Source organism: Sphingomonas sp. LM7 (assembly GCF_002002925.1).
Classification (GTDB): Bacteria; Pseudomonadota; Alphaproteobacteria; order Sphingomonadales; family Sphingomonadaceae; genus Sphingomonas.
Genome location: NZ_CP019511.1, coordinates 1,836,937 through 1,853,267 on the forward strand (window position 1 = coordinate 1,836,937; position 16,331 = coordinate 1,853,267).

Here is a 16,331-nt window from a genome sequence, read left to right on the forward strand (position 1 = left end):
ATGGCCGCTATTCCTTGGATGACGGTTTTGCGCTTTCGGCGACCATGCCGAAGGTCGAGCCGATAAAGCCGCCCGCGGTCTTCGTGGTCAGCGCGTCGGTGGTGAGCCGGGTCAGCGGCCGCCATGCCAGCATCGGATTGTCGGGACTGCCCAGCACGCGCGCATAGGAAAAGACGTAGCGATTGCCGCGCACTTCGATGCGCAGCCCCAGCGGCTTGCCCGCCGCGATGCCGTACATGGCGGCATCGACTGCGGCGATCGTCTCGCCGCCGGCCGCGGTATCGGGCCCGTCGCGGCGATCGAGAACCAGCGCCAGCTTGCCGTCGATCCGCTTCAGGCCGAGCAGGAACCAATATTCGTCATTCTGGAGCACCGCGATGCCGGCGCGGTCGCCGTCCTTCTCCGGCGTGAAGCGGACCACCGTCTCCGCAACGGCGTTCTGGTGCTGCTGGCGGCGCGCGAGGAATGAGGGGTTGCCGTTGTCGCCAAGTCCCACGGGACGCGCCTGCAGCTTCGCCGCGCCGCCTTCGAGCGTGAACCAGCTGCTCCGCGGGTTGCGCAGCATCATCCAGTACGGCGGCAGCTTCGCATCGTCGAACGTGTCCCGCACCGTGAAGCCGCCATTGGTCGGCACCGTCGCCGCCGGCTGTGCGGGGAGATCGGGCCGCGGATAGCGCCAGGGAATTACCTGCCCGGGACCGGTGATCCGCGGCCAGCCCGCTTCCCATTCGACCGGCATCAGGAAGGTCTCGCGCCCCGTCGAATAGAAATCATCGGCATAGGGCCGCACCGCAAGGAAGGTCGCCCACCACTTGCCGTCGGGCGTGGTGACGAGCTGGGCGTGGCCCGCCGACGTGATCGGGTCCTCGCGGTCGCCCGGAAGCCCGCGCTGGGTGAGGATCGGATTGGCCGGGTTGGCCTCGTACGGCCCGGTGACGGTCTTCGAGCGGAGGATCACCTGGCTGTGGCCCTCGGCCGTGCCGCCCTCGGCGCAGCTCAGATAATACCAGCCATCCTTCCTGAAGATGTGCGGTCCTTCGATCCAGATCGGCTTTTTCGAGAAGTCGACGCCGCCATTGACCAGGACCTTGCGCGGACCGACCGTCTTGCGCGCCTTGAGATCGAACTGCTGGATCCAGATCGCGCGATGGCCCTCATAGTGCGGCGCGCCCTCGGGCGGGCCGTTGTTGAGGATCCAGGTCTTGCCGTCGGTATCGAAGAACAGCGAGGGATCGATCCCGCCCTCCAGCTCGGGCAGCCAGATCGGATCGGACCAGGGCCCCGCGGGGTTCTTCGCGGTGATCAGGAAATTGCCGCCGCAATCGACACAGGTGTTGAGGATGTAGAAAATCCCCGCCTTGGCCTGGATCGTCGGTGCGAACACCCCGCGCGAGAGGCCGAGCTGCTTGAAGTCGAGCTGGTCGGGCCGGTCGATCGCATTGCCGATCTGCGTCCAGCTGACCAGGTCGCGGCTGTGGAACACCGGAATGCCGGGAAAGAAACTGAAGGTCGAAGTGACCAGATAGAAATCGCTGCCCACCCGCGTGACGCTGGGGTCCGGATAAAAGCCCTGGAGGATCGGGTTGCGATAGCTTCCGGCATCGGCCTTGGCGGTGCGATCGATCGGATCCTCGCCGCGATATTCGAACCAGTCGAAGCTGGCGACGGGCTGCGCGGCGGCGGGCGTGGCGAGCAGCAGGGCGAGGGACGCGAGAAATCTCATGCCGCACAATTCTCCTGAATGAAGTCGCGGTGGTTCGGCATATATTCGGCCGAATTGGCGATCGCCTCGCGGATATGCGCAAGGCGGGCGCGGGTCTCGTCCAGGGTCATCACTTCGGCGACCGGATCGAAGCCCTGCGGCGTCATCAGCTGGCCGTGCATCACCGCGAACCAGCTGGTGTCGTTGAACAGCTCTTCATTCTCGCGGAAGCAGCGCCCGTGGCTGCGGAAGACCCGCATCTTCTCGGCGAGCCGCTCGGGGATCTCCATGTTCCGGCAATAGTCCCAGAAGGGCGAATCGTCGCGCTCGGTGGCGTGATAATGGAGCACGATGAAGTCGCGGATCTCCTCGTAATCGGTCGCCATGATGCGGTTGTAGCGATCGATATCGGCCTGGTTGAACTGCTTGTCGGGGAACATCGTCAGGAAGCGCGAAAGACCGCTCTGGATCAGCCAGATCGCCGTCGATTCGAGCGGCTCGATAAAGCCCCCCGCCAGCCCCAGCGCCACGCAGTTCTTGACCCAGAACTTGTTGCGGTGCCCGGTCCTGAACCGAACCGTGCGCGGATCGGCGACCGGCTTGCCGTCCAGATTGGCCAGCAGGATCGCCGTCGCCTCGTCGTCGCTCATATATTCTGAGCAGAAGACATGACCGTTGCCGGTGCGGTGCTGGAGCGGAATCCGCCATTGCCAGCCGGCCTTGTGCGCAGTCGATCGGGTATAGGGCGTCCATTCAGGAACGCTCTCGCACGGCACTGCGATCGCGCGGTCGCACGGGAGATATTTCGACCAGTCGGTGAAGCCGGCATCGAGCGCCTGCTCGATGATCAGCCCGCGAAACCCCGAGCAATCGACGAACAGATCGCCTTCGATCGTCGTCCCGTCCTCCATCGTCACCGACTGGACGAAACCATCCTCGCCGCGCAGCGTGACGTCCACCACCTTGCCCTCGCGCCGGGTGACGCCGCGCGCCTCGGCATAGCCGCGCAGGAAACGCGCATAGAGCCCGGCGTCGAAGTGGAAGGCATAGGCGATGTCGGACAGCGGCGACCGGCCCGCGTCGACCGGGCGCATGAACTTGTCCATCTGCCCGGCCTTGGCCTGGAGCGACCATTGATCGATGTCCGGCGCCTCGCCCAGCTGGTGCAGGCGCAGGAAATAGGCGTGGAACGACACGCCCTGCATATCGACGCCATATTTGCCGAACGGGTGGAAATAGCTGTGCCCCCGCCGCCCCCAGTCGACGAACTGGATGCCCAGCTTGAAGCTGCCCTTGGTCGCCCGCACGAATTCATTCTCGTCGATGCCGAGCATGCGGTTGAACGTCGCCATTTGCGGGATCGTCGCCTCGCCCACGCCGATGATCCCGATCTCGTCGGATTCGATCAGCGTGATCCTGGCATAGTCCGGCCCAAGGATGCGCGATAGCGTCGCGGCCGCCATCCAGCCGGCGGTGCCGCCCCCGACGATGACGATGTTGCGGATGCGATTGTCGGTCATGCGATTCCTCGCGAGGCACAATGCCGGGAAAGATACGCAGCATGGTCGGGCATCGCCTCCGCGGCGCGGCGGAAGGTGGTGCGGATGCGTTCGAGCATCGTCGCGACCTGATCGGAATCGAGCGCGTCGGCGAGCGGGTCCCAGCCTGTCGGCGTCACCCCCTGCCCCAGCAGCACCGCAACCCAGCTCGCCTCGGCGAACAATTCATCCTCGTGGCGGAAGATGCGCCCGCGATTGCGGAACAGCTCGATGCGCTGTGTCAGGCTGTCGGGCACCGCCATCTCGCGGACATAGCGCCACAGCGGCTCGTCGCGCCCATTGGTCTTGTAGTGGAGGATGACGAAGTCGCGGACGCGCTCATATTGGCTGCGGGTGAACGCGTTATAGGCGTCTCGCTCGGCATTCCCCCAGCCGCTGTCTGGGAACAGGGCGAGCAGGCGCGAAATGCCCGACTGGATCAGATGGATGCTGGTCGATTCCAGCGGTTCGAGGAAGCCGCTCGACAGCCCGATCGCGACGACGTTGCGGTTCCACGCCAGCTTGCGGCGGCCGGTGGTGAAACGCAGCGGGCGCGGGTCGGCGAGCGGCTTGCCTTCCAGATTGGCAAGCAGCGTCGCGGCCGCCTCGTCGTCCGAAACATGCGCGCTGGAATAGACATAGCCGTTGCCGGTGCGGTGCTGCAGCGGGATCCGCCATTGCCACCCCGCCGGCCGCGCGGTCGCGCGGGTATAGGGCGTGAGCAGTCCGGCGTTCTCCGTCGGCACCGCGAGCGCGCGATCGCAGGGCAGCCAGTGCGTCCAGTCCTCGTAGCCGGTGTGGAGCGCTTCCTCGATCAGCAGCCCGCGAAAACCCGAGCAATCGATGAACAGCTCGGCTTCGATCCGTGTGCCGTCCTCCAGCGTCACGGCCTCGACAAAGCCGTCCTCCCCGCGCAGCGCAACGTCCGTGATCTTGCCCTCGCGCCGCACCACGCCGCGCGCCTCGGAATAGCCGCGCAAATAGCCGGCATAGAGCGAGGCATCGAAATGATAGGCGTAGACGAGCTGCGACAGCGGCGAATTCTGCTCAGCCACAGGCGCGGAGAAGCGATTGAGCCCCGCCGCCGTCGCCGACATCGAATATTCGTCGAGCAGCCCCGCCCGGCCTGCCGCGCGCAGCTTGCGCCAGACATGGTGGAAGCGGACGCCATCGATGCTGAAGCCATATTCGCCGAACGGGTGGAGATAGCGATGGCCGGGCTGGTTCCAGTCGACGAACTCGATCCCCAGCTTCATCGAGCCCTGCGTGTGGGCAAGAAAGTGATTCTCGTCGATGCCGAGCATCGCGTTGAAGCTGCGAATCGGCGGGATGGTCGCCTCGCCGACGCCGACGATGCCGATAGAATCGGATTCGATCAGCGTCACCTGCACGCCGGCCCGAGTCAGACGGGCCAGTGCGGCGGCAGTCATCCAGCCCGCAGTGCCCCCGCCGACGACAACGACTTTGCGGATCGCCGGCGCGCTCATCGGCGCCCTGCCCGGCAGCGAAATATCGGCAAAATCAGCATTTCCTCCCCGATTGCGATGTTAGCGCTCCCACATTCTGGGCCGCCAAAATGGCAGCTGGGAATTTCATCGTTGCACCGCAGCAAAAGCGTTGCAAAATCAGCACATAAGCGCGTCATTGTCACTATCTCTCTTGATCTTTGCCGCAAACCTCCTCTACCCATGCCGCATAACTACAACAATTCGCGCCAGTTAATGGTAGCGCTAACACGGGAGGGGGACGCTTGATGCGCAAGCAGCACGCTATTCATGCATCTGACAATACTGCGAAACTGAAATCGGGATTGCTCCGCGCCGGAGTCTCCGCAGCGGCTCTGTGCCTGTTCGGCGCCGGATCGGCCTGGGCTCAGACCGAGGCGTCGCCGTCGCAGACCACCCCGGCCACCGCAGTGGATGCGGATGAGGCTGCGGTGCAGGACGCGCAGGCCGAGGCCGACATCGTCGTCCAGGGCTATCGCCAGGCGCTGCAGAGCGCCCAGCAGCTCAAGCGCACGTCCGACAGCATCGTCGATTCGGTCACCGCCGAGGATATCGGCGCACTTCCCGACCGTTCGGTGGTCGAGACGCTCCAGCGCATCCCGGGCGTGTCGATCAGCCGCTTCGCCGCGGGCAACGACCCCGATCACTTCGCAGTCGAAGGCTCGCAGGCCACGGTCCGCGGCCTCACCTATGTCCGCTCCGAGTTCAACGGCCGCGAGGCGTTTTCCGCGCTCAACGGCCGCTCGCTCGGCTTCCAGGACGTGCCATCCGAACTGCTCGGCGGCGTCGATGTCTACAAGACGCCCACCGCCGACCGCATCGAAGGCGGCATCTCGGGCATCGTCAACCTGCGCACCCGCCTGCCCTTCGATTCCAAGGGCACCTATGTCGCCGGCGCGCTCGAGCTCAACTATGGCGACTTCGTCGACAAATCCTCGCCCACCGTGTCGCTGCTTGCCAGCACGCGCTGGGAGACGGGCATCGGCGAGATCGGCATCCTGGGCAGCGCCGTCTATTCGCAGCTCTATACGCGCAACGATCGCCTGCAGGTGTCGAGCTTCCGCGTCCGCCCGGTCTATTCGAACGGCACCCGCACCGACGTGGTGCCCTTCACCGGCGCGACGCAGCAGGGCGACGGCATCTTCCCGCGCGGCGCCGTGATGGGCACGCAGGAATTCGAGCGCGAACGCTATGGCTATTCGGCCGCGCTCCAGTGGCGCAGCAACGACGGATCGATGGAAGCGTCCTTCCAGTTCCTCCGCTCCGATGCGCGCCAGGACTGGACCGAAGAGACCATCGAAATCGCGACCGACAACGTCACCTCGAACGGCGACAGCCGCGCGCGTGCCGGCACGTCAGTGCTGTTCGATGAGGACATGCTGTTCGACAAGGGCCTGATCACCGGCCCCACCGGCTGGCGCGCCGACCAGAATACCGCTCCCGGCACCGGCGCGGCCTTTGCCGGCCGCCGCACTCCGGCATTCGGCCTCCAGTCGAACAACCAGTATCGTCAGCATATCGATCGCAGCGTCACCGACGATTACGGCTTCAACTTCAAGTGGGACGTGAACGACCGGCTCGGCCTCACCCTAGACTATGACCATGTCGAGTCCTCGGGCAAGGTGCTGGACAACGGCATCTGGTCGTCGACCTTCCAGGACGTGTCGATCGACTTGAACGGCCTCGACATCCCGACCGTCAACTTCGTCGCGCCGCAGAGCTGCGTCGCGCCGAACGCCCAGGGCGTCTGCACCGGCGTGCCCGGCGGGTCGGGCAACGATCCGACCTATTACACTGGCGCGCACCAGAGCTTCCTCGATCCGTATAACAGCTTCTGGCGCGCGGCGATGGATCATGCCGAGGAGTCTTCGGGCAATTCGGACGCCTTCCGTGTCGATGCCGAGCTGAGCTTCCCCGAAAGCGGGTTCCTCAAGTCGGTACGCGCTGGTTATCGCTTCGCCGATCGCGATCAGATCGCCCGCAACTCGACCTATAACTGGGGTGCGCTGTCGGAAATCTGGGGGAATGGCGGCCCGGTTTGGCTCGACGAGAATATCGGCGGCGTGGGTGGTGACCAGCTCGGCACCACGTCGCAGGCGGGTTCGTACACGCCGTTCCTGTTCAGCAACTTCTTCCGCGGCCAGACCAGCAACCCCGCCGGCGGCGGTGGCCGTCTCTATTATTCGGGCAAGCCGGCGAGCGATTACGCGTCGTACATCGCGTTCGCCAATGCCGTGCGCAACGAATGGCTGCCCGGGGGCACTGCGCCTACGGGCGGTGCCGGCGGCTGGCTCTCGCTGGCCAACCGGCCGGGCACGGTGAACGGCAGCTATTATCTGCCGGGCGAGATCAACCCGATCGAGGAGATCAACCACGCCGCCTATGTGATGGCGCGGATCGATCAGGACTTCTCGAACGGGTGGAATCTGAGCGGCAATGTCGGCGTGCGCTACTCGACCACCAAGCGGACGAGCAGCGGCTTCGTGCAGTACGCAACGATCGATCCGCTCACGACCGATGCGACGTGCCGCACCACCATCCAGAACATCGTCAATCCGGCGCCGGGAACGACTCCGCCCGCCGCGACGGTGCCGCTGGGCTGCGCCTATCTCTACAGCGATCCCGCACGCCGCGCGGCCGCGCGCTCGTTCCAGAACGGCGCGATCGTCCCCAACGACTATGAGCTCAGCTATGATTATTGGCTGCCCAGCGCGAATTTGAAGCTGGAAGTCGGTGGCGGGCTCCAGTTCCGTGCTGCCTTCTTCAAGGGGATTTCGCCGCCCAACACTACGCAGATCCGGAACTACTTCCCGATCTCGATCAGCGCCCAGGCACCGGCCGGCGCGACGCTGGGCGTGACGCCGAACACCGCCACGGCGGATCCGAACGACGGCATCATCTCGGGCGAGTCCGGGGTGAGGATCGAAGGCGCTGGCATCCGGGTGGGTTCGCCCGACCTCAAGCCGGTGACTGCGAACAATTTCGATCTCACTGCCGAATGGTACTTCAACCGCGTGGGCTCGTTCACCGTCTCGGCCTTTTACAAGGAGATCAAGGGCGTGGTGGTGTTCAACACCGAGCGCCAGAGCTTCACCAACAACGGCCAGACCTATGAAGCGGTCGTTTCGCGCGAGTTCAACTCGCCCGAAACCGGCAAGGTGAAGGGCTTCGAAGTCGCATATCAGCAAACGTACGACTTTTTACCGGGCATTTTCTCCGGCCTCGGCCTCCAGGCAAACTACACCTACGTAAACAGCTCCGGCGTCCCCCAACCAACGCTCGATCCGGGCGATCCCAGTGTGGCCGGCGGCCTGGTGTCGAACATCGATGTCTCCGGCTTTGGTCTCCAGGGTCTGTCGAAGCACAATTTCAACATCACGCCGTTCTACGATTATAAGGGTCTGTCGCTTCGCGGTTCGTACAGCTGGCGTTCGCGCTACATGCTGACCACCCGCGACGTGATCACGCCGTTCGATCCGGTGTTCCAGGAGGATTACGGCCAGCTCGACGCCTCGCTATTCTATCAGGTCTCGAAGAACCTGCGGCTTGGCGTGCAGGGCGTGAACCTGACCAATGCGATCACCAAGACGTCGGTCGCGATCCAAGGGCCGGACGGGGTAGACGACATCCGCATCATCCCGCGCGGCTGGTTCATGAACGACCGCCGTTTCTCGATGATCGCGCGCTTCAACTTCTGATTTCGAACTACACCCTGCCTTGCGCCGCCGGCTTCCACCGGCGGCGTTTTTTTGTCGGCTATGCCTGCCGGTACGTCAGGAAGATGTTCGCGGTGAGCCGGCCCCGGCGCGGATCGGCGGACAGCGGCGCATCCGGCGCGATCTTTCCCGAATGCAGCACGCGGCTGCGATAGATCGCCAGCCCGTTGAACGCCGCCTCGACTGTCGCGGTCTGCAGGAAATGCGCCGTGTCGGAGACGATATAGCCGGCGGCCGCCTCCTCACCGCGCTCGCGCGCGCGCGCCGCCTGATAGCGATCGAGGCGCTCCGGCGTCAGCGTCTCGAACCCCGTCGCGCGGTGGCGATAAAAAGCCGTACCGCCGAACGAGCCCGCGCAGAGATAATGGAGGAAGGCGAACTGGAGCGGATCGCCGGTGTCGACATGCGGCTCGCGCTGTGCGGCGACGAGCGAGGCCGCCGGTAGCGTCACCAGCGACAGATTGCACTCCGCCTTGCCCAACTTGACGCGCGCCAGCCCAAAGGCTTCGCGCAGCAGCGGATCGACGGCGCGCACCACCGTCTCGACATACTCCAGCGGTGCCGAAGCCCGAATGCCGGGATAGCCACCGCCGGACCCATAAGCGGGCTCGAACCGCGCCTCTTCCGCAGCGAAGTCGATCAACGCCTGCGGGTCGCGCAGCACGTCGTCGATCTGCAACAGCGGCTCGCCTTCGCTGCCGATAGGGCGCAGCGACAGCGTAGGTCGCGAGTTCAGAGCAAAATCATAAGCCTTCACCGCAGCCGCGTCCCACGATCACTTGCCGTTACCCGGAGCATAGGGCGTGTTGATCGCCTTGTACCAGTCGAGGTCATGCGCCGGCGCCGCGTGGCCAGCGGGGAGCGGCCGTTTCGAGACCGACTGGAAATACGCCACCGACGCGTCGCGCCACCAGCCCGCCTCCTGCCGCTGGATGCTCAGGAAATCGCGGACCTCCGTCCAGCGACGATCATCGATCTTGCCCTTCAGCCCATCCCACTCCGATTCCATCGCCTTCACCGCATCGACGCCGCGATCGTAGCGGACGACCAGTTCTTCCCACACGCTGCGGCCCGAGCGCATGCGATGCTCCCAGGGAACATGGTGGAACCAGAGCAGCAATGCGTCGGGCACCCGCTTCAGGTCGCCGAACTGCGCGGCGACCGGTCGGGCATATTGGGCGACGGCATTGGTGCCCTTCGCGGTGCGGTCGAAGCCGATGCCGACAGCATCGGCCTTGTGATAATAAGCCGGATTCCACTCGGGACGGGCCAGATCGGCCACCCAGGGGCCAGGCCCGTAATGGTGGCCAGTGGCCATGAGATGGCCCAGGCCGAGCGGTGTCATGTAATCGACCACCGCTTCGCGCGAACCCATCATCATCGCGACGACTGGGCGCGTGACTGCGGGATCGCCGCCCCACGTCATCGCCGCCCAGTCGCGCGCGATCGGCTCGGCCTGGGCGTCCGGATCCCAGGCGAAGCGGCCGAATGCATACCAGTTCGCCTGGTCGAACTGCGAGCCCGTCCAGTTCATATCGCTGCCGATATTGGCGACCCCGGCCATGCCGGTGACTGCGCCCGCCTCGACTGGAGTCTCGAGTATCTTGGCGACGGTGCTGCCCTTGCGCGGGCGGAACGTATCGGCCTCCAGCACCTCCTCCCACATGGTGCCGAGATAAGCGAGGTGCGTTGCGAAGCCGAGATATTCCTTGGTGATCTGGAATTCCATCATCAGCGGCGTCTTGGGCATCGCCCCGAACAGCGGATGGAAGGGCTCGCGCGGCTGGAAGTCGATCGCGCCGTTCTTGACCTGGACGAGGACATTGTCGCGGAACTTGCCGTCTAACGGCTGGAACTCGGTATACGCCTGTTTGTGGCGGTCGTCGGGGTTCTCGGCGGCATAGACGAAGGCGCGCCACATTAGCGTCCCGCCGTGCGGGGCGAGCGCGTCGGCGAGCATGTTGGCGCCGTCGGCATGGGTGCGCTTATAGTCGTTGGGGCCGGGCTGTCCTTCCGAATTGGCCTTGACCAGCAGCCCTCCGAAGTCGGGGATGACGCGATAGATCTCGTCGATCTTGGCCTTCCACCAAGCTGCCACCTGCGGGTCGAGCGGGTCGGCGGTCTTGAGCCCGCCCAGTTCGATCGGGGCAGAGAAGCGCGCAGTCAGATATACCTTGATGCCATAGGGCCGAAACACCTCGGCCAGGGCCTTCACCTTCTCCAGCCATTCGGGGCGCAGCACGTCGGCATTGGCATTAACGTTGGTCAGGACGGTGCCGTTGATCCCGATCGACGCATTGGCACGCGCATAATCGGTGTAGCGCGGGTCCTTGTAGCCCGGCAGCTTCTGCCAGTCCCAGATCGACTGGCCAGCATAGCCGCGCTCGACATGGCGATCGAGATTGTCCCAGTGATTGAGCACGCGCACCTGAAGCTTGGGCGCGTCGGTGATGTCGAGAGCGTCGAGCGACTGGCGCGTCTGGATGAGCTTGAGGAAGCGGAATACGCCATACAGCACGCCAACGTCCCGGTTGGCTGCGATCACCGTGACGCGCTTTCCCTCGATCGTCGCGCTGCGGATCAGATAGCCTTCGTTACCCAATCGGGCGAGCGGCAGACCGAGCGACGCGATGCGCGGCGACTTCTCGGTGCCGAGGACGATAGCGCCGTCGCCGATTGCGCCGTCTCGGCGAGTCGGCGCCCTGCCCAGCAAGCCCTCCAGCCCGCGGATGAGCTCATCGAAAGCGACATCGATTGCCGGGCTGGATGGTGCAATGACTTGGGCAGTCGCTGCAGCGTAGCGCACGCGCCATTCGTCCTCGACCGGCTGATACCGCAGCCAGAGGTCGTACCCCGTCTCGGCATGGGCGCCGAGCGGCGTGGCGGCGGACAGGAGCAACAGCAACAAGGCAAGGAAGCGACGCATTTTCATCCTCTCATCGCTCCGGTCTGACGCCGTGCGTTGACAAGCCGATAGCAGCTTGTTCATGGTAGCGCTACCAGCTGGCGCAGCAAATGCGCATCATAGGAGAGGCAGATGGGTGCGCAACGCGCCGAGATCATTTCAGCGCGCGTAATCGTCACCTGCCCGGGCCGCAATTTCGTGACACTGCGAATCGAGACGCGCGACGGCGTCTATGGCCTGGGCGATGCCACGCTCAACGGTCGCGAGTTGGCGGTAGCCAGCTACCTCACCGATCATGTCATCCCCTGCCTGATCGGCCGCGACGCGCACCGGATCGAGGATATCTGGCAGTATCTCTACAAGGGTGCGTACTGGCGGCGCGGCCCGGTGACGATGAGCGCGATCGCCGCAGTCGACATGGCCCTGTGGGACATCAAGGGAAAGATCGCCGGGCTGCCGGTCTATCAGTTGCTGGGTGGGGCAAGCCGCGAGGGCTGCATGGTCTATGGCCATGCCAATGGCGCGACGATCGAGGAGACGATCGAACGCGCGATCCAGCATCGCGAGCAAGGCTATAAGGCAGTCCGCCTCCAGTCGGGTGTGCCAGGGCTGGCCGCAACCTATGGCGTTGCCAAAGCGGGCCAGCGCTACGAGCCCGCCGACGGCGCGCTGCCGACCGAAAGCCTGTGGTCGACGGAGAAATATCTCCGCTCGGTGGCGCCGCTGTTCGAACAGGCGCGCGACGCGCTCGGCTGGGATGTGCACCTGCTCCACGACATCCACCATCGCCTCACGCCGATCGAGGCGGCGCGGCTGGGCAAGGAGCTGGAGTCCTACCGCCCCTTCTGGCTGGAAGATCCCACCCCGGCCGAGAACCAGGCCGGCTTCCGGCTGATCCGCCAGCACACCACCGCACCGATTGCCGTGGGCGAGGTGTTCAACACGATCTGGGATGCCAAGCAGCTGATCGAGGAACAACTGATCGACTATGTCCGCACGACGATCGTCCATGCCGGCGGGCTGACCCATGTCCGTCGCATCGCGGCGCTCGCCGATCTCTATCAAGTCCGTACCGGTTGCCACGGCGCCACCGATCTTTCGCCGGTCACGATGGCGGCGGCGCTGCATTTCGGCCTGTCGGTGCCCAATTTTGGAATCCAGGAGTTGATGCCGCATACCGCTGAGACCGACGCGGTATTCCCGCATGCCTATTCCTATGCCGACGGGATGATGCGTCCGGGCGAGGCGGCAGGCCTCGGCGTCGAGATCGACGAGAAACTGGCCACCCAATATGAATATAAGCGCGCCTATCTGCCGGTCGCGCGGCTCGAAGACGGCACGATGTTCAGTTGGTGAGAAATCGATCCTCTCTCGCGCAGCGGGGAGGTGGCGCCGAAGGCGACGGAGGGGGCGTCTCCGCAAGTGCACCGCCCACGCCAAAGCCCCCTCCAGGATCAGAGAAAATAGGAGAGCATAGATGACAGGACTTACGCGCCGCGAGATGCTCGCCGCCACCGCTGCCTGCGCGATCTCGGCCCCCGCCTTCGCGCACGATAGTACATCGCTGCACGGCCTCGCCAAGGCCAAGGGCATGCGCTTCGGTTCGTGCCTCGCATGGAGCGAGAACGGCGCCGACGCAGGCTCTTTCGCCAACCCGGCCTATGCGGCATTGCTGGAACGCGACTGCGGCATGCTCGTCCCCGAGAACGAGTTCAAATGGCAGCGCGTACGCCCCGAACCGGGCAAGTTCGATGTCACCCGGTTCGCCGACATGCTCGATTATGCCGAGGCCAAAGGCATGGCGATGCGCGGACACACCCTGCTCTGGCACAAGGCGCAATATTTCCCGAAATGGCTGAACGACTATGATTTCGGCGCCAATCCGCGCACCAGCGGCGAGAAGCTGCTGACGGGCCATATCCGCACGCTCTGCCGGCTCTATGGCGACCGCGTGGTCAGCTTCGACGTAGTCAACGAGACGATCGACCAGACGACTGGACTGCAACGCGAGACGTCGCTTTCGAAAGCGTTCGGCGACGCCGATGCGCTCGTCGATCTCGCCTTCCACACCGCGCGCGAGCATGCGCCCAAAAGCGAGCTGGTCTATAACGACTATATGAACTGGGAGCCCGGCAACGAAAAGCATCGCGCCGGCGTGCTCAATCTGCTCGAGGGATTCCGCAAGCGCAACGTGCCGGTCGATGCGCTCGGCGTGCAATCGCATATCGGCGTCTATGACCGTGACGTTCGGCGGTCGGCCGCCGGGCAGGAAACCGAATGGCGCCGCTTCCTCGATGCCGTAACGGCGATGGGCTACAAGCTCGTTGTCACCGAGTTCGACGTCAACGACAAGGGGCTGCCGAGCGACACCAAGGTACGCGACGCGGCGGTCGCCGCCTATGCCGACGCCTATCTCGAGATCATGTTCGCCTATCCGCAGCTCCGGGATGTGCTGGCTTGGGGGATGTGCGATAAATATGGCTGGCTCAACGGGTTCAGCCCGCGCGCAGACGGCAGCATCAAGCGCGCCACGCCCTATGACGAGAAATTCCAGCCCAAGCCGCTCTACGATGTCTTCGCCAGGCGCTTTGCCGCGGCTACGGCGCGCCCGGCCTGAACATTCTGCCAGACTAGCTGCCGTTCAGAAAAGCGGTGCTACGCCGACAAAGCGCCAGTAAAGGGGGCGCCCAAGGGAGAGCCGGCAATGGCCGCGGCGGCCGCGACAGGAAGTGCTTCGCTGGAGACGCTGCTCGCAGAGGGCGGGCTCGACGTGTCCGCTCTGCACCGGCTCGCCGACATGCTGGTATCCAGCCACGCCGCCGCCGCCACCGGTCCGGGCGCGGGTTTCCTCGCTCGAATCGAGCAGCTCGCAGCCTCGGACAGCCAGCGCAGAGAATTGCCTCGCCAGCTCCCGCATCTCCAGCGCCGTGCTGGCGGCAAGCGCGTACGTCAGCTGCCCTCCGGCACGCCGCAGGACATCCTATACGACCTTGCCGGGCGTCTGGCGGAACTCGCGCAACGCGGCCTCGCGACCGAGGCCAATATCGTCGCCAACCGCTATCTCGACCTGGCGCCGCAGGGCGCTACGGGCTGGGCCACGCTGCCGCTGTTTTTGTCGTTGCGCGCGGCAGAAGCCGGCGACACCGCGCTCGCCGACGCCGCGCTCGCGCCCTCCCTACCCCGCCTCGTTGCGATCGGCGGCCTATCAGGCACGGGCAAATCGACACTTTCGCGCCTGCTTGGCGCACGACTGGGGCGATCCCCGGGCGCTCGCGTCCTGCGATCCGATGTATTCCGTAAGCGGTTGGCCGGGCTGGCACCGGAAACCCGGCTGCCACCCGCGCATTATACCCGGCACAGCGACGAGAAGACCTATGAGGCATTGTTCGAGTCCGCCTATGACCACCTCGCCTGCGGGAGCTCGGTGATCCTCGACGCCGTGTTCATCAGCCGCAGCGAACGCGACGTGGCAGAGGCGCTCGCCTATCGCCTCGACGTGCCGTTCACCGGCATCTGGCTCGAAGCGCCAGAGCGGGATCGCATCGCGCGAGTCGCTGCGCGCAACGGCGATGCCTCCGACGCGACGCCCGAAGTAGTGCGCGAGCAATCGCGCCTGTCGATCGGCGAACTGTCGGGCTGGCACCGGATGCGGGTCAACCGGCCGCTCGCGCTGATCATCCCCGCCGCACGCGCGGTGCTCGAGCGGCGGCGCTGAACATGGCGAAGATCGCTACCCTGACGCTCAATCCGGCGCTCGACGTATCGACGCGGACCGACAAGCTCCGGCCCACCCACAAGCTCCGCTGCACCCCGCCGCGTTTCGAGCCCGGAGGCGGCGGGATCAATGTCGCCCGGGTAGTCCATGCGCTGGGCGGCGACGTGACCGCGGTATTTCCCTGTGGCGGCGGGGCCGGCGCCACCTTCGAGAAGCTGCTGCGCGAAACCGGCGTGCCGATCACCCCGGTGCCGATCGCCGGGACCACGCGTGAGAGCTTCACGGTCGACGAGGAGGACAGCAACGAGCAATATCGGTTCGTACTGCCGGGGCCGTCGCTCACCGAGGATGAGCTGGCCAAGCTGCTGGACACGCTCGAATCGTTGGACGGGCCCCCTGCCTATCTGATCGCCAGCGGCAGCCTGCCGCCCGATTGCGATCCTAACATCTTCCGGCGTCTATGCGCGCTGTGCGGCAAGATCGGCGCGCGGTTCGTCGTCGATACGTCGGGTGATGCACTCGCCGCTGTCGAAGGCAGCTGCGCTTGGCTGATCAAGCCGAGCCTGCGCGAAGTGGAGGAGTTGGTCGGTCGAAAACTTGCCAGCGAGGCCGACGAATGCGCAGCCGCGCGCGAACTGCTCGAACGCGGCTTCGCCGACGTGATCCTGGTGTCGCTCGCCGAGCGCGGCGCGCTGCTCGTCTCCGAAGGGATCGAGCTGCGCATGCCCGCGATCGAAGTGCCGATCGGCAGCGCCGTGGGTGCCGGCGATTCGATGGTCGCCGGGTTCACGCTGGCGCACGCTATTGGCAAGAGCTTGGAGGACGCCCTGCGCTACGGCATCGCCGCGGGCGCCGCAGCATTGCTCACCCCCGGCACCGAGCTGGCTCGACGCGAGGATGTCGAGCGACTCTACTCCGCGGCTTCGACTAGGGGCTCGGCGCAGAACAGCGCGTGAAGCGATTCGAGCATGCGCTTCGCCTCCGCGCTCGCCAGCGAATAGAAGATCATCTGGCCCGAACGGCGGGCAGCGACCATGCCTTCGCGACGGAGCAGCGCGAGCTGTTGCGACACGGCAGTATCGCGCGCGCCGGTGAGCCTTGCGAGCTCGCCGACGGACTTTTCGCCATCCCATAAATGGCACAACAGCAACAGGCGGCTACGACCCGACAGCGCCTTGAGGAATAGCGACGCGCGGTCGATTTCAGCAATCATTTGGTCTTTCACGGCGCGCACCGCTATGCCCGGAATG

General features: G+C 65.2%; 11 protein-coding genes. 5 read left to right on the forward strand and 6 right to left on the reverse strand.

Going from position 1 to position 16,331, the window contains the following annotated elements:
- Positions 1-7 precede the first annotated feature (7 nt).
- The 3 genes from BXU08_RS08320 to BXU08_RS08330 are packed head-to-tail and all read right to left on the reverse strand — an operon-like array spanning position 8 to position 4,727.
- Entirely contained in the window at positions 8-1,723 is a 1,716-nt protein-coding gene (locus BXU08_RS08320) for a glycoside hydrolase family 43 protein (protein WP_077509630.1), read from the reverse strand.
- Positions 1,720-3,222 carry a tryptophan halogenase family protein gene (locus BXU08_RS08325; RefSeq protein ID WP_077509631.1) on the reverse strand — a complete coding sequence of 501 codons (1,503 nt, stop codon included), beginning with the start codon at positions 3,220-3,222 and terminating at the stop codon, positions 1,720-1,722. Before BXU08_RS08325 ends, BXU08_RS08320 begins: the two co-directional genes overlap by 4 nt.
- Positions 3,219-4,727: a tryptophan halogenase family protein gene (locus BXU08_RS08330; protein ID WP_077509632.1), complete on the reverse strand. Its 1,509-nt coding sequence runs from the start codon at positions 4,725-4,727 to the stop codon at positions 3,219-3,221. The genes BXU08_RS08325 and BXU08_RS08330 overlap by 4 nt, the downstream gene beginning before the upstream one ends.
- Positions 4,728-5,050: 323 nt before the next feature.
- Between BXU08_RS08330 and BXU08_RS08335 the strand changes: the two genes are divergently transcribed.
- Positions 5,051-8,443 carry a TonB-dependent receptor gene (locus tag BXU08_RS08335; protein ID WP_171982463.1) on the forward strand — a complete coding sequence of 1,131 codons (3,393 nt, stop codon included), beginning with the start codon at positions 5,051-5,053 and terminating at the stop codon, positions 8,441-8,443.
- Between the two features lie 58 nt (positions 8,444-8,501).
- Here BXU08_RS08335 and BXU08_RS08340 read toward each other — a convergent pair whose 3' ends face one another.
- Together BXU08_RS08340 and BXU08_RS08345 are read right to left on the reverse strand one after the other, a co-directional pair.
- Positions 8,502-9,218 (reverse strand): DUF6445 family protein, encoded by a 717-nt coding sequence (locus BXU08_RS08340; protein WP_077509634.1) that lies wholly within the window; start codon positions 9,216-9,218, stop codon positions 8,502-8,504.
- An 18-nt stretch (positions 9,219-9,236) separates the two neighbouring features.
- Entirely contained in the window at positions 9,237-11,387 is a 2,151-nt protein-coding gene (locus BXU08_RS08345; protein WP_077512181.1) for an alpha-glucuronidase family glycosyl hydrolase, read from the reverse strand.
- A 111-nt stretch (positions 11,388-11,498) separates the two neighbouring features.
- Between BXU08_RS08345 and manD the strand changes: the two genes are divergently transcribed.
- The 4 genes from manD to BXU08_RS08365 all read left to right on the forward strand — a co-directional run bounded on the left by manD (position 11,499) and on the right by BXU08_RS08365 (position 16,037).
- Entirely contained in the window at positions 11,499-12,722 is a 1,224-nt protein-coding gene (gene manD / locus BXU08_RS08350) for a D-mannonate dehydratase ManD (RefSeq protein ID WP_077509635.1), read from the forward strand.
- Between the two features lie 121 nt (positions 12,723-12,843).
- The gene (locus tag BXU08_RS08355) at positions 12,844-13,983 is read left to right on the forward strand and encodes an endo-1,4-beta-xylanase (protein ID WP_077509636.1); all 1,140 of its coding nucleotides are present in this window, start codon (positions 12,844-12,846) and stop codon (positions 13,981-13,983) included.
- An 87-nt stretch (positions 13,984-14,070) separates the two neighbouring features.
- On the forward strand, positions 14,071-15,081 hold the full coding sequence (locus BXU08_RS08360) for an AAA family ATPase (protein WP_077509637.1): 1,011 nt from the start codon (positions 14,071-14,073) through the stop codon (positions 15,079-15,081).
- Positions 15,082-15,083: 2 nt separating this feature from the next.
- Positions 15,084-16,037: a 1-phosphofructokinase family hexose kinase gene (locus BXU08_RS08365; protein ID WP_077509638.1), complete on the forward strand. Its 954-nt coding sequence runs from the start codon at positions 15,084-15,086 to the stop codon at positions 16,035-16,037.
- Here the strand turns inward: BXU08_RS08365 and BXU08_RS08370 are convergent.
- Positions 15,992-16,294: a helix-turn-helix transcriptional regulator gene (locus BXU08_RS08370; protein WP_150125470.1), complete on the reverse strand. Its 303-nt coding sequence runs from the start codon at positions 16,292-16,294 to the stop codon at positions 15,992-15,994. The genes BXU08_RS08365 and BXU08_RS08370 overlap by 46 nt on opposite strands.
- Positions 16,295-16,331: the final 37 nt, after the last annotated feature.

Coding starts and splice junctions, on each gene's coding strand:
- BXU08_RS08325 (WP_077509631.1), bottom strand. CDS start 3,222: ATGACCGACAATCGCATCCGCAACATCGTCATCGTCGGGGGCGGCACC.
- BXU08_RS08365 (WP_077509638.1), top strand. CDS start 15,084: ATGGCGAAGATCGCTACCCTGACGCTCAATCCGGCGCTCGACGTATCG.
- BXU08_RS08355 (WP_077509636.1), top strand. CDS start 12,844: ATGACAGGACTTACGCGCCGCGAGATGCTCGCCGCCACCGCTGCCTGC.
- BXU08_RS08330 (WP_077509632.1), bottom strand. CDS start 4,727: ATGAGCGCGCCGGCGATCCGCAAAGTCGTTGTCGTCGGCGGGGGCACT.
- BXU08_RS08320 (WP_077509630.1), bottom strand. CDS start 1,723: ATGAGATTTCTCGCGTCCCTCGCCCTGCTGCTCGCCACGCCCGCCGCC.
- BXU08_RS08370 (WP_150125470.1), bottom strand. CDS start 16,294: ATGATTGCTGAAATCGACCGCGCGTCGCTATTCCTCAAGGCGCTGTCG.
- BXU08_RS08345 (WP_077512181.1), bottom strand. CDS start 11,387: ATGCGTCGCTTCCTTGCCTTGTTGCTGTTGCTCCTGTCCGCCGCCACG.
- manD (WP_077509635.1), top strand. CDS start 11,499: ATGGGTGCGCAACGCGCCGAGATCATTTCAGCGCGCGTAATCGTCACC.
- BXU08_RS08360 (WP_077509637.1), top strand. CDS start 14,071: ATGGCCGCGGCGGCCGCGACAGGAAGTGCTTCGCTGGAGACGCTGCTC.